Raw genomic sequence first — 20,499 nt, forward strand, 5'->3', positions numbered from 1 at the left:
GGAACCGTCCGCCCGGTCCGGAGTCCCGGATACCGGTCAGGCGCGGTGGGCCCGGTAGTAGTTCAGCAGCGCGGCCGTCGAGGCATCCTGCGACGACAGAGCCTCGTCGTCGCCCTCGATCGCGGGGGCGATCTGCAGCGCGAGCTGCTTGCCGAGCTCGACGCCCCACTGATCGAACGAGTTGATGCCCCAGATCGTGCCCTGTGTGAACGTGATGTGCTCGTACAGCGCGATCAGCTGACCGAGCACCGACGGGGTGAGCGCCGGGGCGAAGATCGACGTGGTCGGACGGTTGCCGGGGAAAGTGCGCGCCGCGACCAGAGCGCCGGTCGTGCCCTCGGCCTCGACCTCTTCGGCGGTCTTGCCGAAGGCCAGAGCCTTGGTCTGCGCGAGGAAGTTCGCCAGGAACAGACCGTGCACGTCGCGACCGCCGTCGGCGAGAGGGTACGCGGGGTTCACGAAGGCGATGAAGTCGGCCGGGATCAGCCGCGTGCCCTGGTGGATGAGCTGGTAGAAGGCGTGCTGCCCGTTCGTCCCGGGCTCACCCCAGAAGATCTCACCCGTGTCGGTGGTCACCGGCGAACCGTCCCACCGAACGGACTTGCCGTTCGACTCCATCGTCAGCTGCTGGAGGTACGCGGCGAAGCGGCTCAGCTGCTGGGCGTACGGCAGCACCGCGTGCGACTGCGCGCCGAGGAAGTTGGTGTACCAGACGTTGAGGAGACCCATCAGAACGGGCACGTTCCGCTCGATCGGCGTCGACGCCACGTGCACGTCCACGGCGTGGAAGCCGCTCAGCAGCTCACGGAAGGCCGCCGGACCGAACGCGATCATGAGCGACAGCCCGATCGCGGAGTCGACGGAGTAGCGTCCCCCGACCCAGTCCCAGAAACCGAACGCGTTGGTCGGGTCGATGCCGAAGGCCTCCACCTTGTCGAGAGCCGTGGAGACGGCGACGAAGTGGTGCGCGACGGCGTCGACGCGCGCGGCGTCGGTGTCGTCGATCGCGCCCGCCTCGGCCAGTCGGGCCCACAGCCAGTCCCGCGCGAGACGGGCGTTGGTGAGGGTCTCGAGAGTCGTGAAGGTCTTCGAGGCGACGATGAAGAGCGTCGTCTCAGGGTCGAGACCCGCGGTCTTCTCGGCGATGTCGGTCGGGTCGATGTTGCTCACGAACCGCGCCTGGATGCCGGCGTCCGCGAGAGGCTTCAGGGCCTCGTAGACCATCACGGGGCCGAGGTCGGATCCACCGATGCCGATGTTGACGACATGCGTGACCTTCTTCCCGGTCACGCCCTTCCACTCACCGCTGCGCACGCGGTCGGCGAACTCGGACATCGCCGCCAGGACGGCCTGGACGTCGTGGTCGACGTCCTGCCCGTCGACGTGGAGCGCGGGCGTGGCGCCGGCCGGGCGGCGGAGCGCCGTGTGCAGGACCGCGCGATCCTCGGACGTATTGAGGTGGACGCCGCTCAGCATCTCGGCGAATCGCTCACGGACACCGGTCTCTTCGGCGAGCGCGACGAGGGCCTCGAGGATCTCGGGCGTCACGAGGTTCTTCGAGAGATCGACGTGCAGATCGCCCACGGTGCGCGTGAGGCTCTCGACGCGGCCGGAGTCTGCGGCGAACCATCCGCGCAGATCGGGGTCGAATCCCTCGCGAAGAGCCGTGAGGCGGGTCCAGGCGGACGTGGTGGTGGGGTCAACGGGAGCAGTCACATCCCCACGCTAGCGACCCTCGGGCATGACGAAGGGCCGAATGACGAACGCAGCGGGAAACGCTACGCGCGCCCGCCCCGGGGAGGACCGGCGTACGCCGCGGGGAGCGGGATCTCCCGTGAACGATCCCAGGGCTCGGTCCACCCGAGTCGGTCGAACAGCCCGTCGAGGAGCATCGCGGTGAAGCCCCACACCACGTGGGTTCCGCCGGCGTGCGGAACGAGGAAGGCGGGGCCGCTCCACGTACGTCCGTCGCGATGGATGCGGGTGACCCCGCGCCGCGCGGAGTCCAGCAGATCGGCCACGGGCGCCCGGAACACGGCCGCCGACTCGGCGGTGTCGACCGCCCGCACCGGAGTCGGCCGATCCCACCACGCGACCACCGGCGTCACCAGATGGCGCGAATACGCGAGGGGCACGCGCGGCAGCGTGCCGATCACGCCCACCCCGGCCGGATCGAGACCGGTCTCCTCCCGCGCCTCACGGAGCGCGGCATCCACGGGCCCTGCATCCCCCGGATCGACGCGCCCGCCGGGGAACGCGATCTGGCCCGGGTGCGCGCGGAGGGTGTCCGCACGCGAGAGCAGGAGGACGTCGAGGTCCGGCGGCACGGACGCGGAGACGCGCGCCGCGGGAACGGCATCCAGCGTCCCGAAGAGCATCAGCACGGCCGCCTCGCGCGCGCCGTCCTCCACCGGGAGGGCGCGGAGGTCGGCGAACATCTCGCCCGTCGCGTCGTCGACGACGCGACGGAGATCGTCGAGCGGCGAGGGCATGGGTCGAGGGTAGCTCCGACAAGGCGCTCTCCTACGACTGGCACGCCCACCCGTCACCGTCGCGATCCAGGTCGTACACGTCCGGGCCGACGACACGTGCCACACCCGAGAAGTAGGAGGGGCCGTTGCCCTTCCCGCCTGCGCAGTCCACGTCGCTGTCGATCGGCACACAGGCGTCGGCGTAGCTGGGGTGGCACCCGTCCGACGATGACGGCGCCTCGGCCGGGGGTGGCGCGACGTAGGTACCGGCAGAGGTCACCTCGCGAACGGGCTCGCGCGTCACACTCTCGCTGACAAGATCGCGCGCAGTCTCCACACCGTCAACGGTCGTGATCCGGAACACAGACGTCTTCTCGCCATCGGAGCCCGCCGTCGTGATCCGCGACTCTCCGCGCGGGATCGTGCCGTCCTCGATGGAGATCTTCTCGAAGGGGATCGGCGCGGTGACCGTCTCCTCTCGGAGCACGGTCACCGGTGTGCGCGTCGGCGTGGACGTCGCCGTCGGTTCGCTCTTCATCGTCGGGGGGACGGATGCCGTGGATCCGGCGACGATCGCCGTCGAAGTGGGAGCGGGGGCACCGGATGAGGCCGCGGCGCCGATCCCTCCAGCGACGAGCACGAAGGCCGCCGCCGCCGCGGTCACGGTGCCCGCGGCTCGTCGCGACCGCACGAGAAGCCACGAAGAACGCCCGGTGGCCAGCGCCAAGATTCCGAGGACGACCACAACCGCGGCGCCCAGCACGAGGATCCGCCACATCAGCACGATCATCAGCACGGCGAGCCCCGCGATCAGAAGCCAGCCCCACCGGGGCACCCGTCGCGGCCACGCGACCCGAGGAAGCGGATCGCGCTCTTCTTTCCCATCGCGACCGACACGATCGGCCCACCGGCGCCCGTCCCACCACCGCCACCGCGTGGCATCCGCCGGATCCGGCAACCAACGCGCCTCTTCTTCACCCATGGGTCCCCCCGAACCTCGCGATCGCCGCACCAACGCGACGATCGCAACGTCATTGGAGCAGAAGATGAGGGCGTGAGCAACCGGAGATCGGCGAGCGTTCCCCCACGCCGACCGCGCGATCGACCGGCGGGGCCACCGGCCCGCCCGTTCTACGTCCACCCGTGTGAGGATGAACGCGGGAGGTGCCCGATGACCGAAAGACTTCACGCCGTGACCCTCGTCGTCGACATGCCCATCGCCAAGATCGACGCGCTCGACGTGATCGCCTTCGCCGCGGACGGCGGGGTAGACGGCGCGCGCAGCTCGCACCCGCGCGTCTGGCTGGCCCCCCACGCGTGGGCCGAGGTGGAGATCCCGAAGTTCGCCGACCCGCCGCCGTTCGCGATCGACGTCCTCTCCGACGTGTCCGGCGAGATCGCCTGGGCGCAGGCCCACCGGCTGCACGCGGCACTGGAGCGTCTGGGCTGGACGGTCGAACCGCCCCGCGCGGGTGTGCGATGAGCGGGTCCGCGACGGGACGCCGATGAGCCTCGCCGACACGCGCCGTCCGCGCCTGCTGTACGTCGAGGACGACGGAGAGATCTCCGCGATGACCACCGAGGTCCTCGGCGAGGTGTACGACGTCACGCACGAGAGCGACGGGGTCGCTGCTCGCGACCGGGCCCTGCGCGAACGGTTCGACCTGATCGTGCTCGACCGGCGACTCCCCCGGCTCGACGGCGAGCACATCGTCCAGGCCCTGCGCACCGCGCGCATCACCACGCCGGTGCTGCTGCTCACCGCCCTCGGGTCGGTGGCCGATCGTGTCGACGGCCTGGATGCCGGCGCGAACGACTACCTCGTCAAACCGTTCGACTACGACGAACTGCTCGCGCGCCTCCGTGCGCTCCTGCGCGGTTACCGCGCCGAGGGGCGGCGACGGGCCGTGGCGGACTGGACGTACGTCCCGGATGCCGCGGCGGTGTACGCCCCCTCGGGTGCACGCGTGACGCTGACCGCCACCGAGAACGCCCTGATGGACCTGCTGACGTCGAGCCCCGACCGCGTGTTCTCCCGCGAGCAGATCGCGCGCGACGTGTTCTCCTCGGTCGACGCGGTCACCACCGTCGACACGTATGTGCACTATCTCCGCCGCAAATGCGCGCCGGACGTGGTCGAGACGGTCCGAGGACGCGGCTACCGCGCGGGCGGTGCCCGGTGAGCGCCGCGGAGGACCGCCGGATCGTCCGGCGCGCAGCGGCACGGGTCGGCCTGCTGGTCGGCGGGGCCTCGGCGATCGCCCTCGCGATCGGCGTGGGGATCCTGGTCGGCGTGCTGCTGACCGGGGCCCGGAGGGAGACCGATCATCACGGAGGCCCCGGCGGTCTCCCGGGCGATCGGGTCGTCGTCGATTTCGATGACGTGCTGCCGTGGGTGCTCGGCCTGGGGCTGCTGGGCGTCGCCGTGATCGGGGTCGTCGGGTGGGCGGCATCCCGATGGTCGGTGCGCCCTCTCGACGAGGCGCTCCGGCGCCAGCGGGCCTTCGTCTCGGATGCCAGCCACGAACTGCGGACACCGCTCACGGCCCTCAGCAGCCGCGTGCAGATCGCGCAGCGGCGCCTCGCCCGCGGCGAACCGCTCGACGACACGCTGGACCGGCTGCGCGGCGACACCGAACTGATGGACCACGTGCTCACCGACATGCTGCTGGCCGCCGAGGGAGCGGCCGCCACGGAGGGCGTCGCCGCGGTGGACGGCGGTATCCGCGCAGCGGTCGACGTCCTGACCCCCCTGGCGGACGAGGCCGGCGTCAAGATCACGGTGCGCACCGGGACGGGCCTGGTCGCCGCGGTCCCGTCGGTGACCTTCGTGCGGATGTGCACCGCGCTCATCGACAACGCGATCACCCACGCTCCCGAGGGGACCGCCGTGACGGTGTCGGCCGACGGCACGGACGACGTCGTCGCGATCCGCGTCGAGGACGCCGGCGGAGGCATCCGCGACGACGATCGGGAGCGCATCTTCGAACGCTTCGCCCGCGGCGCGGAATCGGGGCGTCGACGCGGGTTCGGTCTGGGCCTGGCCCTGGTCCGCGAGGCCGCCACGCGTCACGGCGGCACGATCGACGTGGAGCGCACGTCAGCGGAGGGAACGGTGTTCCTGCTGCGTCTCCCCCGCGCGCGCTGACGGGTCCACGAGACTCTCGAAACGCGCGATCTCGATCCCACCGGCCCAGCGGCGGACGCGACCGTCGGCCCACACGATGCCGGACGTCACGGGCGCTGAGCGCACGGCATCCAGGTCGTCGATCCCCGAGACGGCCGCCACGGTCGCCCAGACGTCCGCCACGGTCAACGTGTCGGCCACGACGGTCGCCGACACGAGACCGGGCACCGGACGCACCGAGCGCGGGTCGATGAGGTGCGCGCCCCGCTCCGCGGTCCCCGAGGTCGCGACGGCGCCGTCGGCGAGGGCGATCGTGGAGAGCACGCCTGCCGCGTCCTCGGGGTCGGCCACGCCCACGTTCCACACGTGGGCGCTCCCCGGCGCGCGGAGGAGTCGCATGTCGCCGCCCGCGTTGACCGCTGCAGCCTCCACTCCCGGAAGGGCGAGGACATCCAGGAGCAGCGCGGAGGCGGCGTCCACCGACCACCCCTTCACGACACCGGTGGGATCGAACCATCCCCGCCACCACGCGTCGAAGACGCCGGCGGTGTCGTCGCGGAACCGCCGGCACAGTGCCTCGACCTCGCGGACACGGGGGTCGACGTCGTCGAGCCCGCGGAGCCCGTCCCGGAGCAGGCTCACGTCCGAATCGGGACGGTAGGTCGAGAACACGCGCTCATCGTCCTGCATCCGGGCCACCACCGCGGCGATCGCGGCGTCGATGCGCGGCCGGACCGCGGCGGCGGTCGTCGCGCTCCCGCGCACCTGGACGGTCACCATCGTGCCCATGACCGGCTCGACCACCGTGACCGCGGGCACGGCACTCATGCGCGCGCCTCGTCCAGCGCCGACTGCAGGGATTTCAGGTACCCCGTGCTGGTGTACGTGGCACCCGAGACCATGTCGATGTCGGCGGACTGCGCGTCGAGCGTCTCCTTCACGAGGACCGGCAGAGCGCGGGAGTTGATCTGCTGGTCGCGACCGTTCTCGGACGGGTAGACCGGCACCTGCACGTCGGTGACGCTCCCGCCGGACACCGTGATCTGCACCTGCACGGGACCGAACCGCGTGTTCACGCTCGAGCCGGTGAAGGTGCCGTCGGCAAGACCCGACGATGCGGGTGCGGCCTGCGTCGGCGTCGCAGCCGACGGCGCGGCGCCCGACGGCGAGGTCGACGCCGACGGTGAGGCCGAAGCCGACGGCGAGGTCGACGGCGTCGCGCGCTGGGCGGAGGCGGGCGCCGGGGTCGTCGCGGGCAGGGCTGCCACCGTCTCGGCGCCCCCACCGAGGGACGTGCGGTAGCTGAACAGCAGCACGAGGCCGGTGAGCGTCGCCATCACGGCGTAGAAGATCTTCTTCATCTCTGTCTCCCTCTCAGGTCTCAGACGGTGAACGACTCGGCGTGGACGCGGCTCGACGCGACCCCGGCGCGACGGAGGTCGGTGCGCACGGCATCCATCCACGCTCCCGGGCCGCAGAGATAGACGTCGTACTGCTCGAGGTCGGACGCGACGTAGCGCAGGAAGTCGACGCCGCTCCACGCGGCGTGTCCGGCGGACAGCCACGGTGACGCCCCGGGGGCGCGCGGCCCCACGAGGGCGGCGTAGCGGAGGCCGCGGTCGCGTTCGAGACGCCCGATGGCGCCGCGACGCAGGGCGTCGCCCTCCGCGTGGTCGCGGACGAGCAGGGTCGCCTCGCCCGGGGCCCAGGCGGCCTCCTCGGCGAGCGCGACGAGCGGTGCGACGCCGGCACCCGCACCGATGAGCAGGAGCTTGCGGCCGGTACGCGCGTCTTCGGTCATCTCGCCGTACGGCCCTTCGATGAGGACGCGCGTCCCGGGACGCAGGGATGCCAGGCGCGAGGTGCCGTCGCCCACGAACCGCGCGGCGATGGTCAATGACGCGCCGTCGGGGGCCGCGGCGAGCGAGAACGGGTGCCCGCGGGTCCAGCCGGGGCCGTCGAGGAACCGCCACACGAAGAACTGGCCGGCGCGGACCGTCATCCGGTGCAGGCCCCGTCCGGTCATCGTGACCGCGACGCCGCGGTCGCCGTCGCGCCGCACGGCGGACACGCGGAGCCCGTGGCGGAGCGACCGCACCAGCGGCAGTCCGAGACGGAACACGACCACGGCCGCGGCTGTCGCCGCCCACAGCACCCACCAGTACACCGCGGCGAGGGGGTGGGCGGTGAAGTCGGCACCGGTCCACAGCATGTGCGGGACGGCGAGGCCGACACCGAGGTATCCGTAGAGGTGCAGGAGATGCCAGGACTCGTACCGCAGGCGCTTCCGCGCCCGCCGGATCGACGTCGCCACGACGAGCAGGAGCAGGCCCGTTCCCGCCGTCGCCAGGAGCATGCCGGGGTAGTCCCAGACGAACTCCCACAGCTGCACGATCGGGTTGATGCCGGCCACCGCGGCGTACCCGAGGACCTGCAGCACGATGTGCGCCGAGAACAGCGCGAAGGACCAGAAGCCGACGAGCCGGTGCATCCGGGTGATGCCGTCGCGGCCGAACCCGCGCTCGAACACGGGAACTCGGGCCATGAGCAGCACCTGGTAGAGCAGCAGGTTCGCCGACACCAGCCCGCACAGACGACCCAGGGTGTTGAGGGTCTCGGCGTCGAACCCGAAGAGGGCATGGATGCCACCCCCCGCGACCCACAGCGCCACCACCGCGAGGCTGGAGAGCCAGATCAGGGCGGTGGCGGCGAGCGTCCAACCGGGGCGGCCGCGCCGTCGGGCCGTGCGCAGGCGTCGGATCGGCGAAGAGAGGGGGTCCACGCCGAGGGAAACGGTGGTGGTGGCGGTCATGCGCCCAGCGTGGCGGGGGCCCTCCCAGAGTTCACCAAGAAAGCGGCATCCTGGGTCTTCGCATAGGAAACGAACAGCTTGTCAGGAGTCGAGCCCGACCAGTTCGGCGCTGCGGTCCCACAGGAGTCGCGCCAGAGCCGGGTCGTCGGCGCGTCGGTGCGTGCGCGCCGGCTTGTTGTTCGCGTAGAAGCCCCCGGGCTGCCAGTCGACGCCGGGCTTGCCGAGGGCGAGCCAGGTCAGGCGGGCGCCGCCGACGTCGGTCGAGGTCATGAACCGCTCGGCGAGCGGGCCGCCGTAGAGGAACTTCCACGATCCACTCCCGGTCGACCCGAAGCTCGAGGCGATCACGCCGGGGTGGTAGGCGACGGCGGACAGCCCCGCGTCACCGAAGCGCCGGTTGAGCTCCTTCGTGAACAGCACGTTGGCGAGCTTCGCGTTGCCGTACGCCGCGGACGCCGAGTACCGACGCGCGCCCTGCAGGTCGTCGATGTCGAAGCGCGAGAACAGGCGGGCGGCTGCGCTGGAGGTCTGGATGACGGACGCGCGCGACTCCAGGAGCGTCTCGCGCAGCAGGTTCGTGAGGAGGAACGGCGCGAGGTGGTTCACCTGGAACGTGACCTCGAATCCGTCGCCCGTCAGCCTCCGGTCGCCAAAGATGCCGCCCGCGTTGTTGGCGAGCACGTCGATGCGCGGGTATTCGGCGCGCAGCGTCTCGGCGAGCTCCCGCACCTGCGCGAGGTCGGAGAAGTCCGCGGTGAAGGAGCGCACCCCCAACGCGTCGGCGACGCGCCGGGTCTTGTCCGGATTGCGGCCCACGACCACGACCTCCTCACCGATCTCGTGCAGCTGGCGGGCGGCGGCCGCGCCGATGCCGTCGCTGGCTCCGGTGATCACAATGGTGCGGGGCATGGGTCCTCCTGGAGTGTCGACCCGCCACGCTAGCGAGCCTGCTGAGGAGAACCCGAGGGGTTGCCTCCGGCATTCGTCGTCCCCGCGAACTCACAGCCCGCTCCCAGCCCCGCGGGACCAAAACGACCGGGTCCCGCGTTCTCTCCAGTGATGCCCGAACCGGGCATCGCAGGCGAAAGGACCACACCGTGACCACGGAGTACCGCAAGACGTCGGAGGCGCTGGGGCGCCTCACCGACCGCCAGTTCGCCGTCACGCAGGACGACGCGACGGAGCCGCCGTTCCGCAACGAGTACTGGGACAACCACGAGCAGGGGATCTACGTCGACGTCGTGTCGGGGCAGCCGCTGTTCTCCTCGACCGACAAGTTCGACAGCGGGTCGGGCTGGCCGAGTTTCACCAAGCCCCTCGACCCCGCCGCGGTCGTGGAGAAGACCGACCGGACGCTATGGATGAAGCGCACCGAGGTGCGTTCGAGCGGCGCCGACAGCCACCTCGGCCACGTCTTCGACGACGGCCCCCGCCAGGCCGGCGGGCTGAGATACTGCATGAACTCGGCCGCGCTGCGGTTCGTGCCCGTGGCGGAGCTCGAGGCGAAGGGCTACGGCGCGTACCTCGCCCTGTTCCGCGAGACCCGAGCCTCATGACCTTTTTCCCGTTCCGCAACCGCAGAAGGAGCAACACCATGACCAGCGGACCCATCGACACGGGCGACATCACCCGCCGCCCCGGCACCGAGACCGCCGTCCTCGCGGGCGGCTGTTTCTGGGGCGTCGAAGACCTCATCCGCCGCCAGCCCGGCGTGCTGGACACGCGCGTCGGCTACACCGGCGGCACGAACGACCACGCCACCTACCGCAACCACCCCGGCCACGCCGAGGCCGTCGAGATCGTCTTCGACCCCGCCAAGACGTCGTACCGCGACATCCTCGCGTTCTTCTTCCAGATCCACGACCCTTCGACCCTGAACCGTCAGGGCAACGACATCGGCACGAGCTACCGCTCGGCGATCTTCCCGCTCTCCCCCGAGCAGGAGCAGGTCGCGCGCGACACCATCGCCGACGTCGACGCGTCGGGCATCTGGCCCGCGAAGGTCGTCACGACCATCGAGCCCGAGGCTCCCTTCTGGGAGGCCGAGCCCGAGCACCAGGACTACCTGATCCGCATCCCGAACGGCTACACGTGCCACTTCGTGCGCCCCGGCTGGGTGCTGCCGAAGCGCGAGGACGCGACCGCGTAAGTCCCGATCGAAGGGCCCGGATGCCATGGCATCCGGGCCCTTCCCGTTCCCCCGCGCGGAGGGTTGGTACGGTGGCGGCACCATGGACATCCGCGTCGATCCCGCCTCCGCCACGCCGCCGTTCGCGCAGGTGCGCGCGCGGATCATCGCGCTGATCGACAGCGGTGAGCTGCCGACCGGTACCCGGCTGCCTCCCGTGCGCACCCTCGCGACCGCGCTCGGCCTCGCCGCGAACACCGTGGCGCGCGTCTACAAGGAGCTCGAGGAGGCGCGCTTCGTCGAGACGCGCGGCCGCGCCGGAACCTTCGTCTCGGCCGGAACGGATACCACGCGCGCCCGCGCTGCCGATGCCGCCGCCGCGTTCGCCCGCGCGATGCGCGAGCTCGGTGTCGCGTCGTCGGACGCGCTGGACCTGGCCCGCGCGGCGCTGGGGAACGAACGCTGACTCAGCCCTGACCGGGCGCACCCCAGCGGGCACCGGGACCGGGGTCGGCGCAGGTCGCGTCCTCGGCGAGCGCGGCGACCTGGGCGCGGATGACGACGGAGCCGTCGTAGATGCGCATGACGTCGAAGACGATGCCCTCCTGACTGTCGGGCGTCGGGAGCTCGCCCACCGCCATCTCGCCCGTGTTCCCGGCCGGGTAATGCGGCGTGAAGGGAACCATCAGTCCGGGAGTCGGGTTCTCGGCCATCCAGTTCACGGTGTCGACGGCGTCGGCATCCGGGATCCGCCAGTAGCCGGTGAGTGTGGCGACGGGGGTGCACGGCCAGCCGACGAAGGAGTGGAACGCCGGGACGTCACCCGCCTCCACGCGGACGGCCCCGTCCGGCACCGACGCGGAATCGAGCCACTTCCTCGCGCGGATGACGGCGCCGGCATCGGCCGTGGGGGTCCCGGCCGGCGCCGGGACCTGCTCCGACGCGGGCGGCGGGCCCTCGCGTGTCGGGGAGGGATCGGCGCTCCCCACCGGGGTGGAACACCCCGCGAGAACACCGGCGAGAAGCAGACCGGCGACGACGGAGGGCCCCCGCCCCCGGGATCGCATGCGCATGCCGTCACCCTACTGCGCGCGTCCATCGATCCCCGCAACCCCCGCCGATCGGCGGGACCGCCTGCCTACGCTCGAGTGATGAGCGGATACGACGTCGTGGTGATCGGTGCCGGCCTCGCGGGGCTGCGATGCGCGACTCGCCTCGCCGAAGCAGGTCGGGACGTCGTCGTCCTCGAGGCGGAGGACGCGGTCGGCGGGAGGGAGCGCACCGACGTCGTGGACGGGTTCCGCCTCGACCGCGGCTTCCACGTGCTCAACCCCGCCTATCCGGCGGTCCGGCGGTGGGTCGACGTGGGCGCCCTGGCGCTGCGGCGATTCCCGGTCGCACTCGGCGTGCGGATGGAGGACGGTGTGGCCCGCATCGCCCACCCGTTGCGGGATCCCGCCTCGATCCCCGCATCGCTCGGGAGCGGACTCGTGCGCCCCGCCGATCTGCTGCCGCTGGCGCGGTGGGCTCTTCCCGTCCTCACGGATCCGCGCGCGGTGAAGCACGGACCCGATCGCACGCTCGCCGAGGCGTGGGACCGCGCGGGCGTCCGCGGCCCCCTGCGGGAGTCGGTCCTCGAGCCCTTCCTCGCGGGGGTTCTCGCCGACGACCGGCAGGAGACGTCCGACATCTTCGTGCGCCTCCTTCTCCGCAGCTTCGCCCTCGGCACACCCGGCGTCCCGGCCGCCGGGATCGGCGCCCTTCCCGCGCAGCTCGCCGACACGGCGCGGCGGGCGGGAGCCGGCATCCGCCTCTCCCACCGGGTCACCGCGACCCGACCGCACGGGCGCGGGTGGCGGGTGGAGATCGACGGCGCGGATGCCGTCGACGCCCGCGCCGTCGTCGTGGCCACCGGGCTGACCCCCGGTCTCGACGTCCCCCTCCCCCGCCCGCGCGGACTCCGGACGTGGTGGTTCGCAACCGACGAGCGCCACAACGACGACGGTGCTCTGCGCGTGGACGGGCGGCGTCGCGGACCTGTCGTCCATACGGCGATCGTCTCGAACACCGCCCCGACCTACGCCCCCCGCGGGCAGCACCTCGTCGAGGCGACGACCGTGCTGCCCACCACCGCGACCGAGACGGACGTCCGACGGCAGCTCGCCGAACTGTGGGGCGCGGACACCCGCCCGTGGACGCTGCTCCGGCGCGACGACATCGCGGCCGCGCTCCCCGCGCAGGATCCGCCGCTGCGGCTCCGGCGCCCCGTGCGCCTCGGCGACGGCCGATACGTCGCGGGCGACCACCGCGACACCGCGTCGATCCAGGGGGCGCTCGTCTCCGGGCAGCGCGCCGCCGAGACCGTGCTGCGCGACCTCGGATAGCGCGCGGGGGCTGCGGCTGTCACAGTGGCCGGATGCGATTCCCTCTGAACGTCATCGACGACCGCAGTTCCTCCGCGACCGACGACGAGGGCGAAGCGATCGACGCGTTCAACGACGGTCTCGTCGCGGGAGGTCACTGGGTGCTCGCCGCCGGTGTCGCCCACCCGGCCGATTCGTTCGTCATCGACGCGCGGTCCGGCGAGCCCTCGATCACCGCGGGTCCGGTGAACGAGGCCCCCGAGTGGGTCGCGGGCTTCTGGATCATCGACGCGGCCGACATCGACATCGCCCGCGAACTCGCGATCAACGGATCACGCGCCTGCGGCCGCCGGGTCGAGCTGCGGCCCTTCCTCGGCTGACATGCCGACCCACGCGGAACACATCGACCGGCTGAACGCCCTCGGGCCCCGACGGTCGGGCAATCAGGCCCATCGAACACTGATCGACGAGGTGGCCGCCGAGCTCACCGCGCTCGGCCATCGGGTCGAACGCGACACCCACTCGTTCGAGCGCTGGGATGCCTCGGAGGATGCCGTGTCGCTGACGGTGGACGGCGACGGCGTCGAGGTGGCCTCGGCGTGGCCGTATTCCGGAGAGACCGGGCCGATGGGGGTCACCGCCGCCCTCGTCCTCCTCCGGGGTCGGAGGAAGCGCTGGGCGGCGGCCCGGGGTCGCATCGCCGTCATCGAGGTCGACAACGTCGAGGCTCCGGCATCCCTCGTTCTCGATTCCTGGGACGGTCGGCTCCCTTTCGACTCGGTCGCGAATCCCGTCATCTCATCGGAGCTCGCGGGCACCGACCTCACGGCGGCGCGCGCAGCGGGGGTCGTCGGCGTGATCGCGGTGTGGCGCGGTCTGGCCGACCACGAGTCCCGCGGCCAGTACCTGCCCTTCACCCGCCCCCACCAGGGGCTTCCGGCCGTCTGGGTCCCGGAGTCCGAGAGCGACCGTGTCGTCGCCGCCGCGCGTCGGGGAGCGACCGCGACGCTCGTCCTGGATGCCACTCGTCACGCGGACGCGACCATGGACACCGTGTGGGCGGTGTCGCCCGGCGCGGGTCCCCACGCCGACGAGAGCGTCCTGGTGGTGACGCACAGCGACGGCGGCAACGCGGTAGAGGAGAACGGACACATCGGTCTCCTCGCGCTCGCCCGGGATGCCGCCGAGATCCCGCACGACCGCACGATCGTGTTCGTGCTCGTGGCGGGGCACCTTCGCATCCCCGCGGTCACGGAGCACGGACAGGCCACGACAGCCTGGCTTCGCGCTCACCCCGAGCTGTGGTCGCCCGCGGCGGGCGGGCGGACGGCCGTGGCGGGACTCGTCATCGAACACCTCGGCGCGCTGCACGATCGCACCGACGCGCCGCATCCCGGCGAGGACCCGGACGCCGCCGAGCCGGAGCTGCTCTACGCCACCACGCGCGAATTCGACGCCCTCGTCCGTTCGGCGTGGGGAAACCCCGCCGTCCGGCCGGTCAAGCCGGGTGCTCTGGTGCATCTCGGCGAGGGGGAACCGCTGTTCGAGAACGGCATCCCCGCGATCGCCCTGGTGACCGGACCCGTCTCTCTTCTGGCGGAGACCCGGCACGCGGGGGTCGACCTCGACCTCCTCGGCCGGCAGGTCGACGCGTTCCGCGCGCTCCAGCGTCGTCTCGCGGATGCTCCCGACCGGGCGGCCTTCGGTGTCGTGCGGCGCCCGGGCCGGATCCGGAAGATCTTCGCGATCGCGCGGGTCGCGTGGTTCCTCGCCCGGCGTCGGCAGCGCTGAGGATCAGCCGCGCGTCGCCAGCGCCTCCAGTGCCGCGCCCGTGACGCGCCGCGTCGTCCACTCGTCCATCGCCTCAGCACCGAGGGCGCGGTAGAAGCCGATCGCGGGCTCGTTCCAGTCGAGCACCGTCCACTCCAGCCGCGGGTATCCCTGCGCGAGGCACTCCACGGCGAGCGCGGACAGCAGCGCCACCCCGTAGCCGTGCGAGCGGTACCGCTCGTGCACGTAGAGGTCCTCCAGCCAGATGCCGTGCTTCCCGGTCCAGGTCGAGTAGGTGAGGAACCAGATCGCGATCGCGCGGATCTCCCCGTCTCCCCCGTCGACGACGAACGCGAACGCGCGGGGGTCGTCGCCGAACAGCGTGGCCGTCAGCATGTCGACGGTGTTGTCGACGGCATCCGGTTCGCGTTCGTAGTCGGCGAGCGCCTGGATGCACGCGAGGATGCCGGCCTCGTCGCCGGGGCGGGCTCGGCGCAGCACAGCGCCGTCCGTGAGTTCGGTCATGGCTGAGCCTCCCAGCTCTCGAGCGCGACGCGGCGGAAGTTCCCGCCGAGGACCGCCGCGATGTCGTCGTCGTGCCACCCGCGGTCGCGGAGCGCTGCCCCGAGGCCGACGAAGGTCTCGGGCGGCATCCATTCCACCGGCCCCCACGCGGTGTAGCTCGCGTCGTAGAGCGCGGGGCTCTCGGCCAGGGTGGTCTGGAACGTCTCCCAGTCGAACGAGAAGTCGGTGCTCACTCCGACATGACGGATGCCGACGACCTCGACGGCGTGCTCGATGTGGCGCACCATCGCCTCGAGGGTGGGCGTGTTGGGGCCGAGGAAGATGCCGACGCCGGTGATGCCGACGACTCCCCCGGTGTCGGCGGCCGCGCGGGCCTGGTCGTCGGTGATGTTGCGGGGGTGGTCCCACACGCTTCGCATGCACGAGTGGCTGAAGACGACGGGCCGCGTCGAGACGGCGCACATGTCGAGCGATGTCCGGGCGCCGACGTGCGAGCCATCCGGCACCATGCCGCGACGGTTCAGCTCCGCCACGAGGTCGCGACCCCACCGCGTGAGGCCGGGGTCGTCGGCATCCAGGCATCCGCCCCCGGCCGCGTTGGCGTAGTTGTAGACCGGGCCGAGCGTGCGGACGCCCTGGACGACGAGCGTCGCGACGGCGTCGAGGTCGCCGCCCAGGGGCGCGCAGTCCTCGAGGTCGAACACCACGGCGGTGTCGCCGGCGGCGGCGATCCGGTCGACGTCGGCGACGGTCGCGGCGAGTTCCAGCCCGTCGATCGCGGTCACCTGCGGACGGAAGGCGCGGAGGACGGATGCCGCGACCTCGGGCCCGTGCGGCGCGTAGCCGACATTGAGCGAGACGAGCCCGCCACCCGCCGGACGGTAGCGGTGCAGTTCCGTCAGGTCAGCGGTCTCGACGAGTTCCGCGCACGCGTGCTGATCCCACAGCATCGGTCAGGCGCCCGTGCGGGCGGCGAACGCCGGGTCGAGGGCTTCCCGCTCGTCGAAGACGAAGCAGTCGCCGTCCCAGTGGGCGTCGCCCTGGGCGGCGAACCAGCCGAGGATCCCGCCGTCGAGCTGATACGCGTCGAGCCCCTGGTCGCGCAGGTACAGCGCCGCCTTCTCGCACCGGATGCCCCCCGTGCAGAAGCTCACGACGGTCTTGCCGTCGAGCTCGTCGAGGTGGGCGCTCGCGGCATCCGGGAACTGCGTGAACCGCTCGATCCGCCAGTCCTGCGCCCCGGCGAATGTGCCGTAGTCGACCTCGAACGCGTTGCGCGTGTCGACGAGCACGACCTCGCGTCCGTCGTCGTCGGCTCCGCGGTCGAGCCAGCGGCGCAGCGTCGCCGGGGACACCGCGGGCGCGCGGCCGTCCTGCGGGCGCACCTCGGGCCGGTCCATGCGGATGATCTCGCGCTTGAGCTTCACCAGCAGGCGCCCGAAGGGCACGGCATCCGACCAGCTCTCCTTCGTCTCCAGGGCCGGGAAATCCGCGCGCAGACCGTCGACGAATCCGCGCACGTCGGCGGCGCCACCCGCGAGGAACAGGTTGATGCCCTCCTCGGCGAGCAGGATCGTCCCGCGCAGCCCGGCGTCCGCGGCACGCGCACGCAGCACGGGCCGGAGCGCCGCGGGGTCGTCGATGGGCGTGAACAGATACGCCGAGACGTTGAGAACGGATGCCGCGGATGCCATGGCATCCAGGGTACGCAGAGCGCAAGGCACCTCGTGCCGACGGCGACGGCCGCTAGCGTGACACGCGATGACTCTCGCCGCCTCGACCGTCTCGATCGTGATCCCCGTCCGGGACGACGCCGTGCCCCTCGCCGCGTGCCTCGCGGCGCTCGCCGCGCAGACGCGTCCCGCGGACGAGATCGTCGTCGTCGACAACGCCTCGAACGACGACAGCGCCGGCGTCGCCCGCGCCGCGGGCGCGCGCGTGGTGTTCTGCGGCGAGCGCGGAATCCCCGCCGCCGCGGCCGCCGGGTACGACGCCGCCACCGGCGACCTCATCCTCCGGCTCGACGCCGACAGCCTGCCCGCGCCGGGCTGGATCGCGCACATGACCGCCGCGCTCTCCGACCCGGACGTGGATGCCGTCACCGCCGGCGCCGTGTTCCACGACGGTCCCGCGTCGGGGCGGCGGCCGATGGCGTGGGCGTTCCTCGGCACCTACGCGGCCTTCGCCTACCCGGCCCTCGGGCACGCACCGCTGTGGGGGTCGAACATGGCCTTCCGGCGGGAGGCGTGGCTCGCGGTCCGGGGGCGCATCCACCTCGATCCGGAACTGCACGACGACCTCGATCTCGCGTTCCACCTCGGCGAGCGGCACCACATCCGGATCGTCCCGGGGCACGCGCTGATGCGCGTCTCCTCCCGCACCGTCCGGCCGCGCCGGTTCGCGAAGAGCTTCTCCCGCGGGATGGGCACCGTGTTCGCGCACTGGCCGAGGGAGCTCCCGCCGCTGCGGTGGGCTCGACGTCTGGGGCGGCGCTGATGAGCGGGGTGCTGTTCCCGAACGTCGGCGCACCCGACCTGCACGTCATGAGCTTCAACATCCGCCGCCGGTTCGAGCGACTGACCTGGCCGCCCGAGGACCGCTGGGGCCTCCGCAAGGAGCGCCTCCGTGTCTTCCTCGGCGCGAACACGCCGCACCTCCTCGGTTCGCAGGAGGCCCGCCCCGATCAGGCCCGGTGGGTGCAGGAGTCGCTCGGGAGCACGTACGGTCGCATCGGCCACGGGCGGGGCAAGGACCGTGACGGCGAGGGGACGCCGATCTTCTACGACCGCGATCGCCTCGAGCTGCTCGACTGGACGCAGGTCGCCCTCTCCGACACCCCGGCGATCGACGGCTCGGTGGGCTGGGGCAACACGATTCCCCGCATCGCCGTCATCGCGCGATTCGTCGACTCGGCGACGGCCGCCCCGTTCGTGTTCGTCAACAGCCACTTCGACGCGTTCTCGCGTCGTGCGCGGCGCCGCTCCGCCCGCTGGCTCGCCGAGCTCGTCGCCGCCGTGGACCTCCCCCTGTTGTTCACGGCCGACGTCAACGCCCCGATCCGCTCGGCGGAGCTCGCCGGAATGTTCGCCGACGGCGGTCTCGTCGACACCTGGGCGTACGCCCCCACCCGCCGGACCGTCGAATGGGGGACGTTCAACAACTACCGGAGACCGCGCGTGGGCGCTCGCCGCATCGACGCGATCCTCGCGACACCCGACGTCGGCGTCCGCGCCACGGGCATCGACCCGCGCCCGACGGGCACCAGCTGGCCGTCCGACCACCTGCCGGTGCAGGCCGTCGTGCGGATCCCGGTGTCGCCGGAGGACCGCGTTCGCGAGTGACCGCTGTCCCCCGGCGTCGGATCAGACGCGGCCGGCCACGTCCCGTCCGACGAGGTCGCCGTCGGGGTTGGGTTCGCTGAGCTGCTCGCCGGGGGCGGTCGCTCCCTCAAGCGGCGGGAGCCCGGCCTCGACGCGCGCGCCGATCTCGGCATCCACGTTCTTCCAGTACTGCACGGCGCGGTCGCGCACGTCGACGCGGGTGACGCCGCCGACGTGCCCGGTGATCGTTTCGACGAGACGATCGCGCGCGTCGGCCGACATGACCTCGCGCACGAGCGTGCCGGCCTGGCCGAAGTCGTCGTCCTCGCGATGCAGGGTCGCCGCGGACCGCACGAGTTCGCCGTCGCTCTGCCAGCCGCCGTCGCCGGCACGGCGCGGATCGGCAGCCGGACCCCCGGCCGAGTTCGGCGCGTAGACGGGCACCTCGGGCGGGGTGTACTCGTAGCGCATCGCGCCCTCCTTCGAGTACGAGTGCACCTCGGTGTGCGGCCGGTTCACGGGCAGCTGCTGGTAGTTCGTGCCGACGCGGTAGCGGTGCGCGTCGGCGTAGCTGAAGATGCGCGCCTGCAGCATCTTGTCGGGGCTGCCGTCGATGCCGGGCACGAAGTTCGACGGCTCGAATGCGGCCTGCTCGATCTCGGCGAAGTAGTTGCCCGGGTTGCGGTTCAGCTCCATCGTGCCGACCTCGATCTCGGGGTAGTCGCTGTGCGGCCACACCTTCGTCAGATCGAACGGGTTGAAGCGGTAGGTCTTGGCATCCTCGTACGGCATGATCTGGACCTTGAGAGTCCAGGTGGGGAACTCGCTCCGCTCGATCGCGGCGTGCAGGTCGCGGATGTGGAAATCGGCGTCCTGACCGGCGATCTGATCGGCCTCGTCCTGCGTGAGCGTCTTGTGGCCGAGGTCGGTGTGGAAGTGGTATTTCACCCAGAACCGCTCCCCGGCGGCGTTGATCCACTGGTAGGTGTGCGAGCCGTACCCGTTCATGTGCCGCCAGGAGGCCGGGATGCCACGGTCACCCATGAGCCACGTGACCTGGTGAGCGCTCTCGGGCGACAGGGTCCAGAAGTCCCACTGCATCGTGTTGTCGCGCAGGTGGCTGCCCGGCAGCCGCTTCTGCGATCGGATGAAGTCGGGGAACTTGATGCCGTCCTTCACGAAGAAGACGGGGGTGTTGTTGCCGACGAGGTCGTAGTTGCCCTCGGTCGTGTAGAACTTCAGGGAGAATCCGCGCGGATCGCGCCACGTGTCGGGGCTCCCCTGCTCGCCGGCGACCGAAGAGAAGCGCGCGAGCATCTCGGTCTCGACTCCCGGCTGGAACAGCGCGGCCCGCGTGTAGGCGGTGACGTCGCCGGTCGTGCGGAAGGTCCCGAACGCGCCGCCGCCCTTGGCATGGACGACCCGCTCCGGAACGCGCTCGCGGTTGAACTGCGCGAGCTTCTCGATCAGGTAATGGTCGGTGAGCGCGATGGAGCCGTCGGCTCCGACGCTCTGGGAGTGCTCGTCGCTTGCGACGGGCGCTCCGTTGTTCGCGGTGGTGGGCTCGGACATGGCGCTCCTCACGGCCGGGGAAGGGGGATGCCGCCGACGCTACGCACGACGTTCCGAGCGGACGAGGCATTGCGCTCACCGCCCCCAGCGCGTACCGTCCCGCGACTGTCAATCCCCGTCGCCTCGACCGCGCGGCTCGCCACCATGGCGGAACCGAACGAAAGGAACCGACATGTCGAAGGATCTGTCGAAGGGCGACCGCGTCAGCTGGGACACGCCCCAGGGCCGCACGCAGGGCGAGGTCGTGGAGAAGAAGACGAAGGACTTCCAGCACGACGGCCAGAAGTTCACGGCCTCCGACGACGAGCCCGCGTACATCGTGAAGTCGGAGAAGACCGACGCCACGGCCGCTCACAAGGGGTCGGCGCTGAACAAGCTGAAGGGCTGACGCGTCCCGGGCTCCGGAGAATC

24 protein-coding genes are annotated in these 20,499 nt (G+C 71.8%); 12 read left to right on the top strand and 12 right to left on the bottom strand.

Features of this window, described 5'->3' with window-relative positions; translation table 11 throughout:
* Positions 1 to 36: 36 nt before the first annotated feature.
* The 3 genes from pgi to BW982_RS18465 form a co-directional block, all read right to left on the bottom strand.
* Positions 37 to 1,716 carry a glucose-6-phosphate isomerase gene (gene pgi / locus BW982_RS03295; protein ID WP_076490637.1) on the bottom strand — a complete coding sequence of 560 codons (1,680 nt, stop codon included), beginning with the start codon at positions 1,714 to 1,716 and terminating at the stop codon, positions 37 to 39.
* Positions 1,717 to 1,778: 62 nt separating this feature from the next.
* On the bottom strand, positions 1,779 to 2,438 hold the full coding sequence (locus BW982_RS03300; protein ID WP_076491814.1) for an NUDIX hydrolase: 660 nt from the start codon (positions 2,436 to 2,438) through the stop codon (positions 1,779 to 1,781).
* A gap of 85 nt (positions 2,439 to 2,523) precedes the next feature.
* Positions 2,524 to 3,453, bottom strand: coding sequence for a G5 domain-containing protein (locus tag BW982_RS18465; RefSeq protein ID WP_254845514.1), 930 nt, complete (start codon positions 3,451 to 3,453; stop codon positions 2,524 to 2,526).
* A 189-nt stretch (positions 3,454 to 3,642) separates the two neighbouring features.
* Between BW982_RS18465 and BW982_RS03310 the strand changes: the two genes are divergently transcribed.
* Genes BW982_RS03310 through BW982_RS03320 form a run of 3 tightly spaced genes read left to right on the top strand, consistent with a single transcriptional unit; the run spans position 3,643 to position 5,619 of the window.
* Positions 3,643 to 3,954: a hypothetical protein gene (locus BW982_RS03310; protein ID WP_076490638.1), complete on the top strand. Its 312-nt coding sequence runs from the start codon at positions 3,643 to 3,645 to the stop codon at positions 3,952 to 3,954.
* A gap of 22 nt (positions 3,955 to 3,976) precedes the next feature.
* Positions 3,977 to 4,654, top strand: a complete 678-nt coding sequence (locus BW982_RS03315) for a response regulator transcription factor (RefSeq protein WP_076491820.1) — start codon at positions 3,977 to 3,979, stop codon at positions 4,652 to 4,654.
* Positions 4,651 to 5,619: a sensor histidine kinase gene (locus BW982_RS03320; protein ID WP_076490639.1), complete on the top strand. Its 969-nt coding sequence runs from the start codon at positions 4,651 to 4,653 to the stop codon at positions 5,617 to 5,619. Before BW982_RS03315 ends, BW982_RS03320 begins: the two co-directional genes overlap by 4 nt.
* Here the strand turns inward: BW982_RS03320 and BW982_RS03325 are convergent.
* The 4 genes from BW982_RS03325 to BW982_RS03340 form a co-directional block, all read right to left on the bottom strand.
* Positions 5,572 to 6,426, bottom strand: coding sequence for an FAD:protein FMN transferase (locus tag BW982_RS03325; protein ID WP_076490640.1), 855 nt, complete (start codon positions 6,424 to 6,426; stop codon positions 5,572 to 5,574). The two genes, BW982_RS03320 and BW982_RS03325, sit on opposite strands and share 48 nt — an antisense overlap.
* On the bottom strand, positions 6,423 to 6,959 hold the full coding sequence (locus BW982_RS03330; protein ID WP_076490641.1) for an FMN-binding protein: 537 nt from the start codon (positions 6,957 to 6,959) through the stop codon (positions 6,423 to 6,425). Before BW982_RS03330 ends, BW982_RS03325 begins: the two co-directional genes overlap by 4 nt.
* Positions 6,960 to 6,979: 20 nt before the next feature.
* Complete coding sequence (locus BW982_RS03335) at positions 6,980 to 8,410, bottom strand: ferredoxin reductase family protein (RefSeq protein ID WP_076490642.1); 1,431 nt, start codon at positions 8,408 to 8,410, stop codon at positions 6,980 to 6,982.
* Between the two features lie 81 nt (positions 8,411 to 8,491).
* Entirely contained in the window at positions 8,492 to 9,319 is an 828-nt protein-coding gene (locus BW982_RS03340; RefSeq protein ID WP_076490643.1) for an SDR family NAD(P)-dependent oxidoreductase, read from the bottom strand.
* A 188-nt stretch (positions 9,320 to 9,507) separates the two neighbouring features.
* On the opposite strand from BW982_RS03340, the gene msrB reads away from it, so the two are divergent.
* The 3 genes from msrB to BW982_RS03355 are packed head-to-tail and all read left to right on the top strand — an operon-like array spanning position 9,508 to position 11,004.
* The gene (gene msrB, locus BW982_RS03345) at positions 9,508 to 9,966 is read left to right on the top strand and encodes a peptide-methionine (R)-S-oxide reductase MsrB (RefSeq protein WP_076490644.1); all 459 of its coding nucleotides are present in this window, start codon (positions 9,508 to 9,510) and stop codon (positions 9,964 to 9,966) included.
* 38 nt (positions 9,967 to 10,004) lie between these two features.
* On the top strand, positions 10,005 to 10,559 hold the full coding sequence (msrA, locus tag BW982_RS03350) for a peptide-methionine (S)-S-oxide reductase MsrA (RefSeq protein WP_076490645.1): 555 nt from the start codon (positions 10,005 to 10,007) through the stop codon (positions 10,557 to 10,559).
* A gap of 25 nt (positions 10,560 to 10,584) precedes the next feature.
* Positions 10,585 to 11,004 (top strand): GntR family transcriptional regulator, encoded by a 420-nt coding sequence (locus BW982_RS03355; RefSeq protein ID WP_368483020.1) that lies wholly within the window; start codon positions 10,585 to 10,587, stop codon positions 11,002 to 11,004.
* 1 nt (position 11,005) lies between these two features.
* On the opposite strand, the gene BW982_RS03360 is transcribed toward BW982_RS03355, so the two are convergent.
* Positions 11,006 to 11,611 (bottom strand): hypothetical protein, encoded by a 606-nt coding sequence (locus tag BW982_RS03360; RefSeq protein ID WP_076490646.1) that lies wholly within the window; start codon positions 11,609 to 11,611, stop codon positions 11,006 to 11,008.
* A 78-nt stretch (positions 11,612 to 11,689) separates the two neighbouring features.
* On the opposite strand from BW982_RS03360, the gene BW982_RS03365 reads away from it, so the two are divergent.
* Genes BW982_RS03365 through BW982_RS03375 form a run of 3 tightly spaced genes read left to right on the top strand, consistent with a single transcriptional unit; the run spans position 11,690 to position 14,692 of the window.
* Entirely contained in the window at positions 11,690 to 12,922 is a 1,233-nt protein-coding gene (locus tag BW982_RS03365; protein ID WP_076490647.1) for an FAD-dependent oxidoreductase, read from the top strand.
* 32 nt (positions 12,923 to 12,954) lie between these two features.
* A complete protein-coding gene (locus tag BW982_RS03370) occupies positions 12,955 to 13,281 on the top strand; it encodes a YciI family protein (RefSeq protein ID WP_076490648.1) in 327 nt (108 codons plus the stop codon).
* Between the two features lies 1 nt (position 13,282).
* Positions 13,283 to 14,692, top strand: a complete 1,410-nt coding sequence (locus BW982_RS03375) for a hypothetical protein (RefSeq protein WP_076490649.1) — start codon at positions 13,283 to 13,285, stop codon at positions 14,690 to 14,692.
* 3 nt (positions 14,693 to 14,695) lie between these two features.
* Here the strand turns inward: BW982_RS03375 and BW982_RS03380 are convergent, their stop codons facing one another.
* From BW982_RS03380 to BW982_RS03390, 3 genes are read right to left on the bottom strand one after another with little or no spacing between them, the layout of a single operon-like run.
* Positions 14,696 to 15,196 (bottom strand): GNAT family N-acetyltransferase, encoded by a 501-nt coding sequence (locus tag BW982_RS03380; protein WP_175611017.1) that lies wholly within the window; start codon positions 15,194 to 15,196, stop codon positions 14,696 to 14,698.
* Positions 15,193 to 16,146: a dipeptidase gene (locus BW982_RS03385; RefSeq protein ID WP_076490650.1), complete on the bottom strand. Its 954-nt coding sequence runs from the start codon at positions 16,144 to 16,146 to the stop codon at positions 15,193 to 15,195. Before BW982_RS03385 ends, BW982_RS03380 begins: the two co-directional genes overlap by 4 nt.
* A gap of 3 nt (positions 16,147 to 16,149) precedes the next feature.
* On the bottom strand, positions 16,150 to 16,890 hold the full coding sequence (locus BW982_RS03390) for a sulfurtransferase (RefSeq protein WP_076490651.1): 741 nt from the start codon (positions 16,888 to 16,890) through the stop codon (positions 16,150 to 16,152).
* 67 nt (positions 16,891 to 16,957) lie between these two features.
* On the opposite strand from BW982_RS03390, the gene BW982_RS03395 reads away from it, so the two are divergent.
* Together BW982_RS03395 and BW982_RS03400 are read left to right on the top strand one after the other, a co-directional pair.
* A complete protein-coding gene (locus tag BW982_RS03395) occupies positions 16,958 to 17,692 on the top strand; it encodes a glycosyltransferase family 2 protein (RefSeq protein ID WP_076490652.1) in 735 nt (244 codons plus the stop codon).
* Positions 17,692 to 18,537, top strand: coding sequence for an endonuclease/exonuclease/phosphatase family protein (locus BW982_RS03400; RefSeq protein ID WP_076491828.1), 846 nt, complete (start codon positions 17,692 to 17,694; stop codon positions 18,535 to 18,537). Before BW982_RS03395 ends, BW982_RS03400 begins: the two co-directional genes overlap by 1 nt.
* Before the next feature lie 21 nt (positions 18,538 to 18,558).
* On the opposite strand, the gene BW982_RS03405 is transcribed toward BW982_RS03400, so the two are convergent.
* Positions 18,559 to 20,088: a catalase gene (locus BW982_RS03405; protein WP_076490653.1), complete on the bottom strand. Its 1,530-nt coding sequence runs from the start codon at positions 20,086 to 20,088 to the stop codon at positions 18,559 to 18,561.
* Positions 20,089 to 20,260: 172 nt separating this feature from the next.
* On the opposite strand from BW982_RS03405, the gene BW982_RS03410 reads away from it, so the two are divergent.
* Complete coding sequence (locus tag BW982_RS03410) at positions 20,261 to 20,476, top strand: hypervirulence associated TUDOR domain-containing protein (protein ID WP_076490654.1); 216 nt, start codon at positions 20,261 to 20,263, stop codon at positions 20,474 to 20,476.
* Positions 20,477 to 20,499 lie beyond the last annotated feature (23 nt).

The organism is Microbacterium sp. RURRCA19A (assembly GCF_900156455.1).
Taxonomy (GTDB): Bacteria; Actinomycetota; Actinomycetes; order Actinomycetales; family Microbacteriaceae; genus Microbacterium.

Excerpts from the sequence above, each read along its gene's own strand:
- BW982_RS03315 (WP_076491820.1), top strand. The coding sequence starts at position 3,977 with ATGAGCCTCGCCGACACGCGCCGTCCGCGCCTGCTGTACGTCGAGGAC.
- BW982_RS03405 (WP_076490653.1), bottom strand. The coding sequence starts at position 20,088 with ATGTCCGAGCCCACCACCGCGAACAACGGAGCGCCCGTCGCAAGCGAC.
- BW982_RS03390 (WP_076490651.1), bottom strand. The coding sequence starts at position 16,890 with ATGGCATCCGCGGCATCCGTTCTCAACGTCTCGGCGTATCTGTTCACG.
- BW982_RS03395 (WP_076490652.1), top strand. The coding sequence starts at position 16,958 with ATGACTCTCGCCGCCTCGACCGTCTCGATCGTGATCCCCGTCCGGGAC.
- BW982_RS03385 (WP_076490650.1), bottom strand. The coding sequence starts at position 16,146 with ATGCTGTGGGATCAGCACGCGTGCGCGGAACTCGTCGAGACCGCTGAC.
- BW982_RS03360 (WP_076490646.1), bottom strand. The coding sequence starts at position 11,611 with ATGCGCATGCGATCCCGGGGGCGGGGGCCCTCCGTCGTCGCCGGTCTG.
- msrA (WP_076490645.1), top strand. The coding sequence starts at position 10,005 with ATGACCAGCGGACCCATCGACACGGGCGACATCACCCGCCGCCCCGGC.
- BW982_RS03370 (WP_076490648.1), top strand. The coding sequence starts at position 12,955 with ATGCGATTCCCTCTGAACGTCATCGACGACCGCAGTTCCTCCGCGACC.
- BW982_RS03380 (WP_175611017.1), bottom strand. The coding sequence starts at position 15,196 with ATGACCGAACTCACGGACGGCGCTGTGCTGCGCCGAGCCCGCCCCGGC.
- BW982_RS03340 (WP_076490643.1), bottom strand. The coding sequence starts at position 9,319 with ATGCCCCGCACCATTGTGATCACCGGAGCCAGCGACGGCATCGGCGCG.
- BW982_RS03355 (WP_368483020.1), top strand. The coding sequence starts at position 10,585 with ATGGCATCCGGGCCCTTCCCGTTCCCCCGCGCGGAGGGTTGGTACGGT.
- BW982_RS03375 (WP_076490649.1), top strand. The coding sequence starts at position 13,283 with ATGCCGACCCACGCGGAACACATCGACCGGCTGAACGCCCTCGGGCCC.
- BW982_RS03330 (WP_076490641.1), bottom strand. The coding sequence starts at position 6,959 with ATGAAGAAGATCTTCTACGCCGTGATGGCGACGCTCACCGGCCTCGTG.
- BW982_RS03410 (WP_076490654.1), top strand. The coding sequence starts at position 20,261 with ATGTCGAAGGATCTGTCGAAGGGCGACCGCGTCAGCTGGGACACGCCC.
- BW982_RS03310 (WP_076490638.1), top strand. The coding sequence starts at position 3,643 with ATGACCGAAAGACTTCACGCCGTGACCCTCGTCGTCGACATGCCCATC.
- BW982_RS18465 (WP_254845514.1), bottom strand. The coding sequence starts at position 3,453 with ATGGGTGAAGAAGAGGCGCGTTGGTTGCCGGATCCGGCGGATGCCACG.
- BW982_RS03400 (WP_076491828.1), top strand. The coding sequence starts at position 17,692 with ATGAGCGGGGTGCTGTTCCCGAACGTCGGCGCACCCGACCTGCACGTC.
- BW982_RS03300 (WP_076491814.1), bottom strand. The coding sequence starts at position 2,438 with ATGTTCGCCGACCTCCGCGCCCTCCCGGTGGAGGACGGCGCGCGCGAG.
- BW982_RS03335 (WP_076490642.1), bottom strand. The coding sequence starts at position 8,410 with ATGACCGCCACCACCACCGTTTCCCTCGGCGTGGACCCCCTCTCTTCG.
- BW982_RS03365 (WP_076490647.1), top strand. The coding sequence starts at position 11,690 with ATGAGCGGATACGACGTCGTGGTGATCGGTGCCGGCCTCGCGGGGCTG.
- BW982_RS03325 (WP_076490640.1), bottom strand. The coding sequence starts at position 6,426 with ATGAGTGCCGTGCCCGCGGTCACGGTGGTCGAGCCGGTCATGGGCACG.